Origin of the sequence: Microvirga terrestris (assembly GCF_015694425.1) — a bacterium.
Classification (GTDB): domain Bacteria; phylum Pseudomonadota; class Alphaproteobacteria; order Rhizobiales; family Beijerinckiaceae; genus Microvirga; species Microvirga terrestris.
This window is the reverse complement of sequence record NZ_JADQDN010000001.1, coordinates 355,171-370,445: the sequence shown is the minus strand read 5'-3', so window position 1 is coordinate 370,445 and position 15,275 is coordinate 355,171. Positions and strand designations below refer to the sequence as shown.

General features: G+C 60.0%; 12 protein-coding genes. 7 read left to right on the top strand and 5 right to left on the bottom strand.

Annotation, left to right across the window (positions count from 1 at the left end; all coding sequences use genetic code 11):
- Position 1 precedes the first annotated feature (1 nt).
- Together I2H36_RS01610 and I2H36_RS01605 are read right to left on the bottom strand one after the other, a co-directional pair.
- Positions 2–2,356, bottom strand: a complete 2,355-nt coding sequence (locus I2H36_RS01610; RefSeq protein WP_196262137.1) for a bifunctional salicylyl-CoA 5-hydroxylase/oxidoreductase — start codon at positions 2,354–2,356, stop codon at positions 2–4.
- An 88-nt stretch (positions 2,357–2,444) separates the two neighbouring features.
- Positions 2,445–4,094: a benzoate-CoA ligase family protein gene (locus I2H36_RS01605; protein ID WP_196262136.1), complete on the bottom strand. Its 1,650-nt coding sequence runs from the start codon at positions 4,092–4,094 to the stop codon at positions 2,445–2,447.
- 380 nt (positions 4,095–4,474) lie between these two features.
- On the opposite strand from I2H36_RS01605, the gene I2H36_RS01600 reads away from it, so the two are divergent.
- From I2H36_RS01600 to I2H36_RS01575, 6 genes are all read left to right on the top strand, one after another.
- Positions 4,475–5,650: an ABC transporter substrate-binding protein gene (locus tag I2H36_RS01600; protein WP_196262135.1), complete on the top strand. Its 1,176-nt coding sequence runs from the start codon at positions 4,475–4,477 to the stop codon at positions 5,648–5,650.
- 139 nt (positions 5,651–5,789) lie between these two features.
- Positions 5,790–6,710, top strand: a complete 921-nt coding sequence (locus tag I2H36_RS01595) for a branched-chain amino acid ABC transporter permease (RefSeq protein ID WP_196262134.1) — start codon at positions 5,790–5,792, stop codon at positions 6,708–6,710.
- Between the two features lie 10 nt (positions 6,711–6,720).
- On the top strand, positions 6,721–7,752 hold the full coding sequence (locus I2H36_RS01590) for a branched-chain amino acid ABC transporter permease (RefSeq protein ID WP_196262133.1): 1,032 nt from the start codon (positions 6,721–6,723) through the stop codon (positions 7,750–7,752).
- Positions 7,745–8,500 (top strand): ABC transporter ATP-binding protein, encoded by a 756-nt coding sequence (locus tag I2H36_RS01585; RefSeq protein ID WP_196262132.1) that lies wholly within the window; start codon positions 7,745–7,747, stop codon positions 8,498–8,500. Before I2H36_RS01590 ends, I2H36_RS01585 begins: the two co-directional genes overlap by 8 nt.
- The gene (locus tag I2H36_RS01580) at positions 8,500–9,198 is read left to right on the top strand and encodes an ABC transporter ATP-binding protein (protein WP_196262131.1); all 699 of its coding nucleotides are present in this window, start codon (positions 8,500–8,502) and stop codon (positions 9,196–9,198) included. The genes I2H36_RS01585 and I2H36_RS01580 overlap by 1 nt, the downstream gene beginning before the upstream one ends.
- A gap of 11 nt (positions 9,199–9,209) precedes the next feature.
- The gene (locus tag I2H36_RS01575) at positions 9,210–10,031 is read left to right on the top strand and encodes an alpha/beta hydrolase (RefSeq protein ID WP_196262130.1); all 822 of its coding nucleotides are present in this window, start codon (positions 9,210–9,212) and stop codon (positions 10,029–10,031) included.
- Between the two features lie 17 nt (positions 10,032–10,048).
- Here the strand turns inward: I2H36_RS01575 and I2H36_RS01570 are convergent, their stop codons facing one another.
- A complete protein-coding gene (locus I2H36_RS01570; RefSeq protein ID WP_196262129.1) occupies positions 10,049–10,588 on the bottom strand; it encodes a transglutaminase-like cysteine peptidase in 540 nt (179 codons plus the stop codon).
- Positions 10,589–10,726: 138 nt separating this feature from the next.
- On the opposite strand from I2H36_RS01570, the gene I2H36_RS01565 reads away from it, so the two are divergent.
- Complete coding sequence (locus I2H36_RS01565; RefSeq protein WP_196262128.1) at positions 10,727–11,284, top strand: histidine phosphatase family protein; 558 nt, start codon at positions 10,727–10,729, stop codon at positions 11,282–11,284.
- Between the two features lie 3 nt (positions 11,285–11,287).
- Here I2H36_RS01565 and I2H36_RS01560 read toward each other — a convergent pair whose 3' ends face one another.
- Both I2H36_RS01560 and I2H36_RS01555 read right to left on the bottom strand, forming a co-directional pair.
- The gene (locus I2H36_RS01560) at positions 11,288–11,515 is read right to left on the bottom strand and encodes a hypothetical protein (protein ID WP_196262127.1); all 228 of its coding nucleotides are present in this window, start codon (positions 11,513–11,515) and stop codon (positions 11,288–11,290) included.
- 85 nt (positions 11,516–11,600) lie between these two features.
- Positions 11,601–14,660, bottom strand: a complete 3,060-nt coding sequence (locus tag I2H36_RS01555; RefSeq protein WP_196262126.1) for a DEAD/DEAH box helicase — start codon at positions 14,658–14,660, stop codon at positions 11,601–11,603.
- Positions 14,661–15,275: the final 615 nt, after the last annotated feature.

The following is a 15,275-nucleotide window of genomic DNA, read 5'->3' as shown; positions in this document are numbered from 1 at the left end:
CTCACTCTGCCGCGAGAGGCTTCTCTCTGGCCTCCATCTTCAACTCGGCCCGGGTCTTGGGCTTGGCCTTGATCTTGAGCTCTTCCAGATCCTGCCGGTCGCGCACGGAGTTTCGGAAGATCTGATCCCGTCCCGCATGATATTGCGGTGGGCAATGGATGCCGGCAGCACCATACCAGGCCGCAGCCTTCATGGTGAAGAACGGGTCGACGAGATGCGGGCGACCGAGGGCGACGAGATCCGCCCGTCCTGCGGCCAGGATCGTGTTCACCTGATCGGCTGTCGTGATGTTGCCGACGCACATGGTTGCAACGCGTGCCTCGTTGCGCACCTGGTCGGAGAACGGCGTCTGGAACATGCGTCCATAAATGGGCCGCGCCTCGCGCACGGTCTGGCCGGTCGAGACATCGACGAGATCGACCCCGTGCTCGGCGAAGGCGCGCGCGACTTCCACCGCATCATCGCCGGTGACACCGCCCTCGGCCCAGTCGGTTGCGGAAATGCGGACCGACATGGGCTTGTACGCAGGCCAGACCTCGCGCATGGCGTCAAACACCTCCAGCGGATAGCGCAGGCGGTTCTCGATGGAGCCGCCATACTCGTCCGTGCGCTGGTTGGTGAGCGGCGAGATGAAGCTCGCCAGCAGGTATCCATGAGCGCAGTGGAGTTCGAGCATGTCGAAGCCGGCACGCTCGCCACGGATGGCAGCCTCGACGAACTGCGTCCTGATGGTGTCGAGTTCCGCCCGTGTCACCTCACGCGGAACCTGGCTGTCCGGGAAATACGGGATGGGCGACGCGGAGCAGATGTCCCAGGCACCCTCCTCCAGCGGCCGGTCGATGCCCTCCCACATGAGCTTGGTGGCGCCTTTCCGACCCGCATGCCCGAGTTGCAGACAGATCTTTGTGGCCGAGTTCGCATGAACAAAGTCGACAATCCGCTTCCAAGCGATCTCCTGCTCGTCGTTCCACAATCCGGTGCAGCCGAGGGTGATGCGCGATTCCGGAGACACGCAGGTCATCTCCGTAAACACGAGCCCTGCCCCGCCTGTGGCGCGCGAGCCATAATGCACGAGATGGAAGTCGTTCGGCACTCCGTCCTTGGCCGAATACATGTCCATCGGCGATACCACGACACGGTTCGCGAACGTCATGTCGCGCAGCCGGAAGGGCTGGAACATAGGGACCGCGGGACTCTCCACCGAAACATCGAAACCCTGTCGCTGCACATTCTTCGCAAAGGTCTGGTCGACGGCGGCAACGAAATCGGGGGCTCGCAGGCGCAAATTGTCGTAAGTGATCGCCTTGGCGCGTGTCATCACGCCGAAAGCGAACTGTACCGGGTCGAAGTCCCAGAAGCGGGCCACATGCTCGAACCAGACCAGCGACACGTCAGCCGCATGCTGGGTTTTCTCGACTTCCTCGCGCCGTCCCGTCTCATAGAGCACCAAGGCTCCCTCGACGCTCGGCTCGCGGCGGATGGCTTCATAGAGCGCGATGGCATCTTCCATGGCGAGCTTCGTGCCCGAGCCGATGGAGAAATGCGCCGAAGCCTTGGCGTCGCCGAGCAGCACCTTGTTGCCCATGACCCAGCGCTTGTTGCGAATCATCGGGAAGTTGCGCCAGATCGAACGGTTGGTGAGGATGCGGTGCCCCCCGAGGAACCAGCCAAAAATATGCTCCATGAGCGCGGCGGATTCCGCTTCGCTCTTGTCCTTCAGCCCGGCCCGCTCGAACGTCTCCGGGTCGGTCTCGAACACCCAGGTCGAGCGGTTTGCCTCATATTGATAGGCATGGGCGATGAAGGGACCCCACTCCGTCTCCTGAAAGATGAACGTGAAGGCGTCGAGCGGCTTGGTCGAGCCCATCCAGGTGAACTTGTTGGGCCTCAGGTCAACTTCGGGCTGGAAGTGATCCGCATTGCGCTCACGGAAGCGGCTGTTGATGCCATCTGCCACGACCACAAGATCCGCATCCGCGAACACGCGCTCGTCATCGACATCCGCTTCGTAGAGCAACGTGACACCGAGTTCCTCCGCCCGATCCTGCAGGATCAGGAGAAGCATGCGCCGTGAGCAGCCACAGAAGCCGTTGCCGCCGATCCGGTGCTCGGTTCCTCTGAAGTGGATGGCAATGTCGTCCCAATAGGCAAACTCGCGGATGATCCGCTGGTAGCTCTGCAGATCGTACTTCTCGAAATTGTCGAGAGTCGCATCGGAAAAGACAACCCCGAAGCCGAAGGTCTCGTCGGCCCGGTTGCGCTCATAGACCGTGATGTCGGATTCCGGCCGAAGCTTCTTCAGCAGAATCGCGAAGTAAAGCCCCGCTGGGCCGCCGCCGATGATCGCCGTCTTCATTGGTTTCCTACCGGGTGATTTCAATTTGTTTTAAGCTTAAAGTAATTTTTGATCAACCTGAAAGCCGCTCTCCAGAAGTCGGGCATGATCAAGCACTTACGACCTCAGGTGAATTGGCTACCTCTTGGGCAATGCGGCGCAGCTCGAAACGCTGGAGCTTGCCGGTCTGAGTCCGCGGAAGGACCTCTACGAACTCGATCAGGCGCGGATATTTGTATGGTGCGATCTCCTGCTTCACGTGGTCTTGAATGGACTTTGTGAGCTCTGCGCTGGGAGCATAGTCCGGGCGCAGGACCACATAAGCCTTCACCACCGTACCGCGTCTGTCATCCGGAGCCCCGACGACACCGCATTCAGCCACTGCAGGGTGCGTAAGGAGCGCCGCCTCCACCTCAGGTCCCGCGATATTGTAACCCGCGGAGATGATCATGTCGTCAGAGCGGGCCTGGTACCAGAAGTACCCGTCCTCATCCATGAGGTAGGTGTCTCCGGTGACGTTCCAGCCATCCTGAACGTATTTACCCTGCCGCTCGTCGGCGAGATATCGGCACCCGGTCGGCCCGCGCACAGCCAGACGGCCGATGCTGCCGGGCGGCAGGTCGCGACCTTCCTCGTCGATGACCTTCGCCTCGTATCCGGGAACAGGCTTGCCGGTGGCGCCAGGCCGGATCTCCTCCTCGGCGGCAGCGATGAAGATGTGCAGCATCTCGGTGGCACCGATTCCGTCCATCAACCGGATGTTCGTCGCGCTCCGCCATGCCTCGAAAGTGCCCTTTGGCAGAGGCTCGCCGGCCGAGACGCATTTGCGCAAGGATGAGATGTCATAGCCCTCCAGCGTTGACAGCATAGCGCGGTAGGCCGTGGGCGCTGTGAAGCAGATCGTGGCCTTGTATTGCACGATCGCTGGCAGGAGATCGTCAGGACCGGCCTTCTCCAGCAGCACGGTCGAGGCGCCCACCCGCATCGGAAACAGTACGATGCCACCGAGTCCGAATGTGAAGGCGAGCGGGGGCGAGCCGATGAAGCGGTCGCTCGGCTCGGGTCGCAGCACATTGCGCGAATAAGCATCGCAGATCGCCAGCATATCGCGATGGAAATGCATGGTGCCCTTCGGCTCGCCTGTGGTGCCTGAGGTGAAGCCGATCAGACACACATCGTCCGCGGCCGTGTCCACGGCTGCAAAATCCGGTGAAGCTGTGACGATCATGGCCTCCAAGCTGTCCAACCTGTCCGCACCCCAATAAACGACGTGCTGTAGATCCGGCGCCAAAGCCCTGGCGCGCTCCATCTCCTCCGAGAGGCGGTGGTCGCAGAGCGCAATGGTAATCTTGGCCTTGGTGAGCGGATAGGCAATCTCCCGGGCGCGGAGCAAAGGCATGGTGGCGACAACGATGCCACCAGCCTTCAGCACCGCCAGATAGGCCGCCACCATCATCGGATTGTTGGCTGAGCGCAGGAGAACCCGGCTGCCGGGAACTAAGCCTAGCCTCTGGACCAGCACGTTGCAGATCCGATTCACCCGCTCCTGAAGTGCTCGGTAGGTGAGCGTCTCGATTGGGCTGATGAGGCAGGGCTCGTCGCCCCTACCCTCCTCGATCCAGCGATCAAGGAAGGCAACGGCGCAGTTCAGACGCTCGGGATACTGAAGTTCGGGCCGGGTGAAGAGGAATGTCGGCCACTGGTCCCGAGGCGGAAGGTTGTCTCTCGCGAAGGTATCCACATGTGCCGTGTCCGCCATCGTCCGCACCTCCGTTCGATTATGGAGCAGGAGAGCAATGTCGCGCAGGCCTGGGGAGCTTCGAACCAGCCGTACGGAGCACACGAACGCGCTCCTCAGGCTCCCTTGTCCCGCCTTTCACGTAGCTGTCATCCCACTCGCCTTCCCCTGCGAAACAATCCACTTGAAGAAGACAGAAATTATTTTAAACTTAAAACAATCATTGGCAATCCCAATTTTGGGGATGCCAGCGCGAGGACCCCGATAAAGGGAGTGTTCGCCACAAACGTTTTGCGGCAGAGTAGCGCCGCCCCTTCCGTCGAGGCGCTTTCCGTCCCGCCGGGAACAATCACGTAAAGCACGGCAAACGTGCGCAGGGAACAGCCCCCCGGGAGACCATAATGAACGCAACAATTAAGACCCTTGGCCTTGCAGCGGCCGTGACTCTGGCTGCAGCACCGGCCATGGCACAGGAGAAGCTGAAGGTCGGCCTTCTCCTCACCCTCTCCGGCCCTTCCGCTGTGCTCGGCCAGCATGCGAGAGACGGATTCCAGCTCGCCATGAAGGATCTCGGCGGCAAGCTCGGTGGGCGCGACGTCGAAGTGATTGTCGTCGACGACGAGCTGAAGCCCGATGTCGCCGTCACGAAGGTCAAAGGCCTCATCGAGCGTGACAAGGTCGACTTCGTGGTCGGCCCGATCTTCTCGAACGTGGCGGTCGCCACTCACAAACCGATCGTGGATTCCAAGACCTTCTACATCAGCGTGAATGCCGGCCCGTCGAACCTCGCTGGCAAGAGCTGCAACCCGTACTTCTTTGCCACCTCCTACCAGAATGACCAGAACCATGAGGTTCTCGGCAAGGTGGCGCAGGACCGCGGCTACAAGAAGGTGTATCTGCTGGCGCCAAACTATCAGGCCGGAAAGGACGCTCTGGCAGGATTCAAGCGTCACTACAAGGGCGAGATCGTCGAGGAATCCTACACCCCACTCAACACCCTCGATTTTCAGTCCGAGCTTGCGAAGATCGCCTCTATGCAGCCGGACGCCATCTTCACCTTCATGCCGGGCGGCATGGGTGTGAACCTCGTCAAGCAGTACCGCGCAGCGGGCTTGGCCGACCGCATCCCGTTCCTCTCCGCCTTCACGGTAGACGAGACGAACCTACCGGCTCAGCAGGATGCCGCCATCGGCATGCTCAGCGGCTCGAACTGGGCTCCGAACATGGATACGCCGGAAAACAAGAAGTTCGTCGCTGCCTTTGAAGCCGCATACAACACGGTGCCGGCCTCCTATGCCATGCACTCCTATGACGCGGCTCTCCTGATCGATGCTGCTCTCAAGGCAACAGGCGGCATGACCGATAACAAGGAGGCTTTGCGCGCAGCCATTCAGAAGGCCGAGTTCAAGTCCCTGCGCGGCGACTTCAAGTTCGGCGCCAACGGCTTCCCGATCCAGGACTTCTATCTCGTGAAAGCGGTCAAGCGTCCCGACGGTAAACTGCAGACGGAAATCGCCGAAAAGGTGTTCGACAACTACACGGACGCCTATGCCAAGGAATGCGCGCCGACGAACTAAGTTCACTGAGCTGACCCGGCCTGTCTCGGAGACCTCTGGGGCAGGCCGTCTCTTTCGATGCACCTTTTCATGATGCCTTCGCTTGAGGGCATGCGAGCGGAGGCTCGGTTGACGGAGGCCTGCAGCCAGTGACACGCCGATGACAGCAACTCTTTTTTTCGTCCAGGCTCTGAACGGTCTTCAGTTCGGCCTCATACTCTTTCTCATCGCCGCAGGCTTGACACTGGTCTTCGGAGTGATGGACTTTATCAATCTGGCACATGGCGTGCAGTACATGGTCGGCGCCTACTTGGTCGCGGCATTCAGCGCTTGGACCGGAAGCTTCGGCTGGGCCCTCCTCCTTGCACTTCCATCGGCGCTGGTCTTCGGACTTCTGCTCGAGGTATTGATCTTCCGCCATCTCTATGACCGCGATCATCTCGACCAGGTTCTTGCCACATTCGGCGTGATCCTGTTCCTGAACCAGGGCGTGAAGTTCGTGTGGGGTGCGGCGCCTTTAAGCGTTTCCGTGCCCGAACTGCTCTCGGGATCGGTGGAAATCGCAAACGGCCTGCTCTATCCGGTCTATCGGCTTGCCATCATTGCCGCTGGTTTGTTGATCGCAGCCCTGCTCTACGTCCTTGTGAACCACACACGCGTCGGCATGCTGGTGCGCGCAGGCGCTAGCAACGCGTCCATGGTCTCGGCGCTTGGCGTCAACATTCAGAGGCTGTTCATGGTGGTGTTCGGCTTCGGCGCCATGCTGGCGGGATTCGCCGGTGCCATGGTTGCACCGATCCTTTCCGTTGAGCCTGGGATGGGCGACAACATCCTCATCCTGGCCTTCGTGGTGATCGTCATCGGCGGCATTGGGTCGATCCGGGGCGCGTTCCTAGCCGCGCTCCTCATCGGCCTCGTGGATACGGTCGGCCGGTCCTTCGCGCCGAACCTGCTGCGGCTCGTCCTTGACCCCGCAGCGGCAAGCCAGACCGGGCGCGCTATTGCGCCGATGCTGATCTACATCTTTATGGCTGCCGTGCTGTTCTTCCGTCCCTCCGGCCTATTTCCTGTAAAGCGTTGAGGGCGGAGTCATGACCGAGATTGCTGAAACCCCGTCCGCTCCGGCTCCGTCTCTTACGACGCGGCTCGAAATCGTCCCTGTTGTGCTCTTCACTGCCTTTGCAGCGGCACCCCTTCTCGCGGCCTACTCCGGTGCGGAGGGCTATGTCCTGTCCCTGCTCACGCGGGTGATGATCTTCGGAATCGCCGCCATGGCGCTCGATCTCATCCTCGGCTATGGCGCGCTCGTGAGCTTCGGCCATGCAGCATTCCTCGGTCTTGGCGGCTATGCGGTCGGCATCCTGGCGAGCCACGGCTTCGAGGATGCCCTCGTTCAGATTCCTATCGCGCTCGCTGCCTCGGCGGCATTCGCTTTTGTCACAGGCGCCATATCCCTGCGGACGAAGGGTGTCTATTTCATCATGATCACCCTCGCCTTCGGGCAGATGCTGTATTTCCTCGCGACTTCCCTTGCGCCTTATGGCGGAGACGACGGGATGACCCTGGCATCCCGTAGCCTCATTGCGGGATCAGCCTGGCTCAAAAATGATTTCACCTTCTACTGGATCTGCCTGCTCTGCCTGTTGGGTGCATATGCGCTCTCGCGGTCGATCGTTGTCTCGCGATTTGGTCGTGTCCTACGCGGCACACGGGAGAATGCTGTTCGCATGGAAGCGATCGGCTTCCGGCCTTTCCGCTTTCAGCTTGCTGCCTATGTGATCAGCGGCATAATGGCAGGGCTCGCTGGATGCCTCTTGGCCAATCAGGCGGAATTCATCAGCCCGTCCTTCATGACGTGGCAGCGTTCTGGCGAGTTGATCTTCATGGTGGTGCTCGGCGGGCTCGGCTCCCTACATGGAGCAATCATCGGAGCGGCGGCCTTTCTGCTGCTTGAAGAATTTCTGCCCGAGATCCTGCATATGGCGAGCTTCTTTCTCGCAGAGGAGACGAGGGCACATCTTGCCGAGAACTGGAAGATGGTGTTCGGCCCACTGCTGATCCTGATCGTGCTGTTCGCTCGAGGCGGGATCATGGGCCTGCTGCGGAGGCCACACCATGGCTGAGCCATTGCTTGAACTCCGTAACCTGCGGAAGAGCTACGGCGCGCTTGTCGTCACCGATGACGTGAACATTTCGGTCCAGCCGGGTGAGCTCCATGCCATTATCGGGCCAAACGGCGCAGGCAAGACGACCCTGATCCACCAGATCTCAGGGATGTTGCCGTCCAATTCGGGCCAGATTCTATTCATCGGTGAGGACATCAGCCAACTGTCCATGCCGCAGAGGGTAGAACGTGGGCTAGCGCGCTCGTTCCAGATCACCTCCATCCTGCCCGGCTTCTCCGCATTGGAGAACGTAGCGCTTGCGGTTCAGGCCCGCTCCGGTTCGAGCTTCCGCTTTTTCGGCAATGCCTCGCGGGAGAATGACTTGAACGGCTTGGCAATGGAGTGCCTCGGTGAGGTCGGTCTTGCCGCACGCGCCCGGATCCCGGCCGGGCTTCTGTCCCACGGCGAGAAGCGCCAGCTGGAGCTTGCCGTCGGCCTTGCAACAGCCCCGAAGCTGCTCCTGCTCGACGAGCCCCTGGCCGGAACGGGGCACGACGAATCTCAGCGGGTGGTCGAGACCCTGCGCCGACTGAAGAGCCGTTTGACCATTGTTCTCATCGAACATGACATGGAAGCGGTCTTCTCTCTCGCCGACCGCGTTTCGGTTCTCGTCTATGGCCGCGTAATCGCCACCGACACGCCGGAACGGGTCAGAGCCAATCCCGATGTCCGTGCTGCCTATCTTGGCGAAGAGGAATTGGTCTGATGCTTTCCGTCCGGCAGCTTCAGGCATCGTACGGCGCCGCCCAGGTTCTGTTCGATATTTCTCTCGATGTCGGCGCCGGGGAGGTGGTGACGTTGCTCGGGCGCAACGGCATGGGCAAGACAACAACGGTGCGTTCTATCATGGGGCTGTTGCGCCCGCGCGGCGGCGAAGTGCACTTCAATGGTGCCGTCGTAACCGGACTTGCTCCTTATCGCATTGCCCAGACAGGCATCGGCCTCGTGCCGGAGGGACGGCAGATCTTCCCGACTCTGACGGTCGAGGAGAATCTCGTTGCCACAGCTTCTAGCAGAACCGGCTCGCGCCGCTGGACCTTGGATGCGGTGTACGATCTGTTCCCACGCTTGAAGGAGCGCCGGAGCAACCTCGGGACGCAGCTTTCGGGCGGTGAACAGCAGATGCTCGCCATTGGCCGCGCTCTGATGACGAACCCGAAGCTGCTCATTCTGGACGAGGCGACGGAAGGATTGGCGCCGCTCATCCGCGCCGAGATCTGGACCTGCCTCAAACGTCTCAAGGGCGAGCGTCAGTCGATCCTGGTCATCGACAAAAACGTGGGCGTTCTGGCGACCTTTGCCGACCGCCACGTGATCATCGAGAAAGGTCGCTCGGTCTGGACGGGAACCAGTAATGAACTCATGACGGATGCCAGCCTCAAGGACCGGTATCTGCACGTCTAAGGACAGGCACCATGGCATCCGAGAAACTCGATTTCGAGGCTGAGTACAACAACCGGGCGCGGGTGCCTGATCACCCCGTTCATATCGCCGGCTGGCAACGGGATGCCGCCGCTTATCGCGAGACGGCTCGCGCCGAGTTCGACCTATCCTATGGTCCTGGCGAACGGCGCCGGCTCGACCTGTTCCATCCGGAGAACGGCGATGGCCGCGGACCCATCGTGCTGTTCATCCATGGCGGCTACTGGCAGGCCTTCGACAAATCGTCCTCCAGCCATCTCGCTCGTGGCGCCAATATGCGCGGACTAACAGTGGCGGTGCCGAGCTACACCCTCGCCCCGACAGGTACATTGGCCGAGATTATCGCCGAAATTGGAGCCGCTGCAGACTTCGTCATGCAGAGAACAGGACGCTCCATCGTAGCCACCGGTCATTCGGCCGGTGGACACCTTGCCGCCTGCCTCATGGTGCGCACTGTACCGCAACAGCGCCCTGTCAGAGCAGCTATGCCAATCTCCGGTCTGTTCGATCTCCCTCCTCTTGTAGGAACTTCGATCAATAAGGCCCTCGGCCTCACAACCGATGAGGCGCGTCGCCTGAGCCCGCTTGAATGGACAGCACCAAATTCTGGAAGCCTTGTCGCCGTTGTCGGCGGAGCGGAAAGCAGCGAGTTTCTGCGTCAATCCCGTTCCATCGTGGACGCATGGGGTCAGGCTGGAGTGACGGCCCGTTACCACGAAGTGCCTGCCGCCAACCATTTCGATGTGATCGCCGGCCTTGCTGATCCGGCGGATCCTCTCGTGGATATTCTCGACGAATTGGCCGCTAAAGCCTGACGCCTCAGCTTTTAGGATCAGCCGCGTCGTCCACGCGAGACAATCTGAGCAACTGGCAGGTCCGCAACGGGCTCGCTGGTCTTCTCCCCTGAAGCCGAGATCCACGAGCGCCCCGATTGCCGGGCATGAAACACATGGCCCGTTCTCTCCGGGCTGAGGATCGACGAGGTGAGATTGTCGAGGACGAATTGTCCCTGGGCTGTCGACACCAGAAGCACGGCATGAGCTTCACCCTGTGCGGTAGCGCCTACCGAGATTGAAAGTGCCGAGGAGGGCCAGCCGCGCTCGATCAGCATCTTGCGCTTCAGCATCGCGAAGTCCTCGCAATCACCCTTGCCGCTGGTAGGAAGCGCCCATACATCATCGCGGCCATACTGCTCCAAGTCCGAGACTTCGCGGATGGTGCTGTTCACATGACTGTTGATCTGCTGCAATTGCGACATCCGGTCAGCAGTCAGAACAAACGTACGGTTGGGCTTCGCCTGAACAGAGGCAGCTGGCAGAATAATAAGACTCGCAGCCACGCCGAGCGCAGCTCTCTGTGCTTTGGAAATCATTGAACATGCCCCTGTGCCACTTGTCGGATTCGACCGAAGCTGCAGATCCGCTTCAGTTCTGATTGTTGTTGCTTACCTGTAGAGCCGTTTTATGAGACAACATTGAGGCAGCTTGGCTGTTCGACTCAGGAGCTTTCCATGCGTTGGCCTGTAGCTCTGGTGATTATCATGCTGACGGGCTGGACCCACGCCGCTCGGGCATCCGATGAGGCTTGGCAGACCTTGCAGCAGGGAGGCACAGTGGCCCTGTTTCGCCACACGCGAGCGCCAGGAACGGGGGACCCGGCCAACTTCCGGCTGAATGATTGCTCGACGCAGCGCAATCTCTCCGAAGAGGGACGGCAACAGGCGCAACGCATTGGTGATCAGTTCAGAACCCGAAACGTGCCAGTTGAGCGCGTGCTGTCCAGTCGCTGGTGCCGTGCTTTAGATACGGCCCGCCTAGCCTTCGGGGCCTTGGTACAGTCATCGGCTCCGCTGGATTCATTCTTCTCAGGGCGCGAACAGGAACCTGCCCAGACGCGGGCCCTGCACAGGATCATAGAAGAGTGGCGCTCGACCGGCGTTCTGGTGCTGGTAACCCATCAGGTCAACATCACGGCGTTGACGGGCATCTTTCCAAGCGAGGGCGAAATGCTCGTGCTCAGGCCACGGGCAGGCTCGGGCTTTGATGTTGTCGGACGCGTAGGATTCTAGGATCTAGTCTTCTGCCCTGAGCTGATCGACTACGCCCTGGCTCATGTAGGGGTGGCCCGCTTCATTGAGGGCGCGGTCCAAAGCCTCGATGGCAACAAGGATCTTCGTCAGCTCCTCGGCCATTTCAACGGAAGGGAGAGGTGCCTCGGACAACTGCCTGGCCATTTCTCTGCGACGCTTCACGAGGCTCTCTCGTGCTGCATTCAACTCTTGGATCTCTTCCGAGGTCATCGGCTCCTCACGCTGAAAGTCATTCCAAGGGATAAGTCTTACAGGGGCAATCCGTTCACGGATGAGCGGATCGGCATTGCCCGTCTCACTGTTCGAGCCGGGCCAGGAGATCAAGGACACACTTCTCCCTTTTATCCGTCTGCTCCTCCGCGACCGCTAACACGAGTCGCTCCCCGCTCCAGCGAAGCGCTCCCTGAGCCTCTGCAATCACGTCCTTTACGGGCAGATTATCCGCAATTCCCGGCCTGAAGCTCAAGGCAATCGCTTGAGGTCCCGCATCGATGCGACCAATACCCATCCTGTGACAGATTTGCTTCATGCTCGTGAAGCGCAGAAGATGCCTTAGAGCTTCCGGAAGCGGCCCAAAGCGATCCTCGATTTCCTCCTCAAGGTCGTCAATCGACTCAGAGACATCGATGCGTGCAATGCGAGCGTAGAGGTTGATCCGCACCTCAGGTTCGTGCACGTACTCGGCCGGAATGCAGCCTTTCAGACCGATATTAAGTTCAGGAGCCCAATCCTCCGCGTAAGTCTCTCCACGCAGGGCACGCTTGAGCAAGTGCTGGTACAAATCTGCGCCGACGAACTTGATATGCCCCGCCTGCTCCTCCCCTAGAAGGGCGCCGGCTCCACGCTGATCGAGATCCTGCGCACTGATGGCAAACCCAGCTCCAAGCCGGTCGAGCGCTTCCAGCGTGCGCAGGCGCTTCTCCGTCGCTTTCGGCAGTTGCTGCCCTTGCTCCGTCAACAGATAGGTAGTCCCGCGGATACGACCACGTCCCACGCGCCCACGAAGCTGATGAAGCTGCGACAGGCCGAAGCGATCGGCCCGCCACACCAGCATGGTGTTGGCGCGGGGAACATCCAGACCGCTTTCGATGATGTTGGTGGCGAGCAGGATGTCGCCTTCCCCATCCGCGAAGCGAACCATCACGTCATCGGTTTCGGCCGGCGGCATCTGTCCATGGGCAACGATGACCTTCAGTTCGGGCACGATTCTCGCAAGCTGCTCGCGCATTGGATCGAGGTCCTCCACGCGGGAGCAGACCACGAAGCTCTGCCCCTGACGGCGGCGCTCACGCATAAGAGCCTGCCGCGCAGTCGCAGGATCAAACTCCGTCAAGAAGGTACGGATGGGCTGTCGCCGGGCCGGAGGCGTCGCAATCACGCTCAGTTCCTGCAAACCCACCAAGGCCGATTGCAACGTGCGCGGAATGGGCGTTGCGGTTAACGTAAGGATATGTCCGCGTGAAGCTATCGCGCGAAGTTTCGCCTTTTGGGCGGCACCGAACCTCTGCTCTTCGTCGATGATCACGAGACCAAGATCTTTAAATTTTACGCCCTTAGCAGCCAAGGCGTGCGTGCCGATCACGATCCGCACCGATCCGTCTGCCAGGCCATTCTTCACGGCACGCGCTTCAGATGCTGTCACTAGGCGGGACAGATGTGCGACCTCGAGGCCGAAACCAGCTAAGCGCCTTTGGAAGCTGCGCACGTGCTGACGAGCGAGAACCGTCGTAGGTGCTAGCACGGCAACCTGTTTGCCCGAAAGCGCCACTGCTGCTGCAGCCCGCAGGGCGACCTCCGTTTTGCCGAAGCCGACATCGCCGCAAATCAGCCGATCCATAGGATGTCCCGAGGCCAAGTCCTCAAGAACCTCCTCTATAGCCCGCAACTGATCCGTCGTTTCAGAGAAGGGAAACCGGGCGACGAAACGTTCGTAGTCGCGTCCTAGAGGAACGATTGGCTCCAGCTTCACGGCTTCGCGATCCTTGACCAACTGGCTCAAGCGGGCGGCCGTTTCGCGTGTCTCCACCTCGATGGCTGCGAGTTTCGTGATCCACGCATCACTCTTCAGCTTGTCGAGTTGCAGCGACTCGGACATTCGTCCATATCGCCACACTCGGCCCATATCAGTTGCAGGAATCATGAGTATCGTGTCGCCTGCGTAGATGAGGCGAATGGTATCGCTCGTTCCTTCCTCGTCTGTGCTGATGGCTTCGGTTCCTTGCAGAAGTCCAAGGCCATGATCGACGTGGATAACCGCATCGCCGACTTGAAACTGCATGTCAGTGGATTGATGGGCAGCGGATCTAATATCCTGTTCCCGTCCACTCGACGCGCGGCTACCCAGGAGATCAAACGCTGTAACAACGGCAATGCCATTGCGGTGATCGATAAACCCGTTTCTGATGTCTGCCTGAAGGGCGAAGATTCCCTTCGGAGGGCCATCGACTGCGTCGCTCCAGCGCTCGATCATGACAGAGTTCAGTTGCAGGGACTGAGCCCGACGTCTCATACGGCTTAGATCCTCTTTTGTGGCAGCCGCCAGAACGAGTTTGTGATCGCTTCCCTGCTGCGCCTGAACGAAACTTGCAAATGCTTTCGCCGGCCTTGCTGTAGCGGCAAAGCACAAAACAGTGCTCTTTTGGGCCTCTCCCTCCGATGGAGCCTGAATGACGGTCAGACGGCGCTCACGCAAAATCTCCTGCCACTCGTCATCGCCTATGAACAACCGTTCGGTTGCCAATGCAGAGGCACTGCCGCTCACTTCTCCTCGCAGCGACATGCGACTTTCATAAGCATCGGCAACCTGTTCCATGACCAGCTGACGGCGCTCCTCAGCTCCGGAGGCAATCACAATGGGAGCATCCGGCCAGTAGTCAAAAACCGTTGCGAGAGATCCATAATGCTCCGGCAACCGATGCTCCATTCCGTCGAAACGCTCTGGCAAAGACCCATCGTCCGCTCTTTCGAGCAGGATTTCGGAAGCAGGATCGAGCAGGAGGCTATCAATTTCCGTCTCTGTCCGTTGCGAAACGGGATCATATGAGCGGATGGCAGTGACGGAATGTCCATCATGTTCGATGCGGTAAGGCAGGAGACTGCTTGCTGGAAAGAGATCGATGACCTGCCCGCGGATGGCAGCCTCGCCGGGCTCGTCCACCCTCTCGTCCAGGATATACCCAGTGTGATGAAGGTATGCTTCTAGACTATCCTGCGAGAAGGCTCCGCCTGTCGTGAGATGGAGACAGGCCTGTTTCCAGATGCTCCGTGGGGGTACACGTTGGATAATGGCGGCGCTGCTCGTGATCAGCAGCCGCTTGCCTTTCGCCGGCTCGCTCATGCACCGCAGAATCGACATCCGCCGTCCCATCGCCTCCCGGGAGGGCGATGTGCTATCATAGGGAAGTCAATCCCATGGCGGAAAGAGGTAAACGTCCAAGTCTGGGGCTAGTCCCTTCAAAGCCATAGCGATCTGCTCGGCCCTGCTCTCCCCTCCTGCCAGATAAATGAGCTGCCTCTGATCCTTGTTAAATACCTGCTCGATCAGGTGAACCGCATGAAGCCCTGTGGACGACGGCAAGGTCAGGTCGATCCGCCGGATATCCTGGGAAGGAGCGGGCTTCATGTGCATGCAGGAACTCGTGCGGCAAGAGGGCTGAGGCGGAGACAACGCCCAGGCCATCAGACCAGTTGCAGACTGTCATACTCAGCTCTGGAGCAGTACTTTGTAAACCATCCTCGGCCATAGTTCTCCCATGACCTATCGGAATGCGACCCACCTCGCTGTAAGCCTGATCCTCTCGTGCTCGGCATTGAGCAGCCTGGGCGGCGCATGGGCGGTCGAACCCACGCCTGCAACCGCTGCAGTCCGACAATCGCCAAGTCTCGCCGCGCCCTCATCGGAGCCGGATCTGCGACAGAAGACTGCAGTTCCAGCTGAGACCAAGCTCAGTCCACCAGCGCCTCTTCCAAA

Excerpts from the sequence above, each read along its gene's own strand:
- I2H36_RS01610 (WP_196262137.1), bottom strand. The coding sequence starts at position 2,356 with ATGAAGACGGCGATCATCGGCGGCGGCCCAGCGGGGCTTTACTTCGCG.
- I2H36_RS01605 (WP_196262136.1), bottom strand. The coding sequence starts at position 4,094 with ATGGCGGACACGGCACATGTGGATACCTTCGCGAGAGACAACCTTCCG.
- I2H36_RS01600 (WP_196262135.1), top strand. The coding sequence starts at position 4,475 with ATGAACGCAACAATTAAGACCCTTGGCCTTGCAGCGGCCGTGACTCTG.
- I2H36_RS01595 (WP_196262134.1), top strand. The coding sequence starts at position 5,790 with ATGACAGCAACTCTTTTTTTCGTCCAGGCTCTGAACGGTCTTCAGTTC.
- I2H36_RS01590 (WP_196262133.1), top strand. The coding sequence starts at position 6,721 with ATGACCGAGATTGCTGAAACCCCGTCCGCTCCGGCTCCGTCTCTTACG.
- I2H36_RS01585 (WP_196262132.1), top strand. The coding sequence starts at position 7,745 with ATGGCTGAGCCATTGCTTGAACTCCGTAACCTGCGGAAGAGCTACGGC.
- I2H36_RS01580 (WP_196262131.1), top strand. The coding sequence starts at position 8,500 with ATGCTTTCCGTCCGGCAGCTTCAGGCATCGTACGGCGCCGCCCAGGTT.
- I2H36_RS01575 (WP_196262130.1), top strand. The coding sequence starts at position 9,210 with ATGGCATCCGAGAAACTCGATTTCGAGGCTGAGTACAACAACCGGGCG.
- I2H36_RS01570 (WP_196262129.1), bottom strand. The coding sequence starts at position 10,588 with ATGATTTCCAAAGCACAGAGAGCTGCGCTCGGCGTGGCTGCGAGTCTT.
- I2H36_RS01565 (WP_196262128.1), top strand. The coding sequence starts at position 10,727 with ATGCGTTGGCCTGTAGCTCTGGTGATTATCATGCTGACGGGCTGGACC.
- I2H36_RS01560 (WP_196262127.1), bottom strand. The coding sequence starts at position 11,515 with ATGACCTCGGAAGAGATCCAAGAGTTGAATGCAGCACGAGAGAGCCTC.
- I2H36_RS01555 (WP_196262126.1), bottom strand. The coding sequence starts at position 14,660 with ATGTCGATTCTGCGGTGCATGAGCGAGCCGGCGAAAGGCAAGCGGCTG.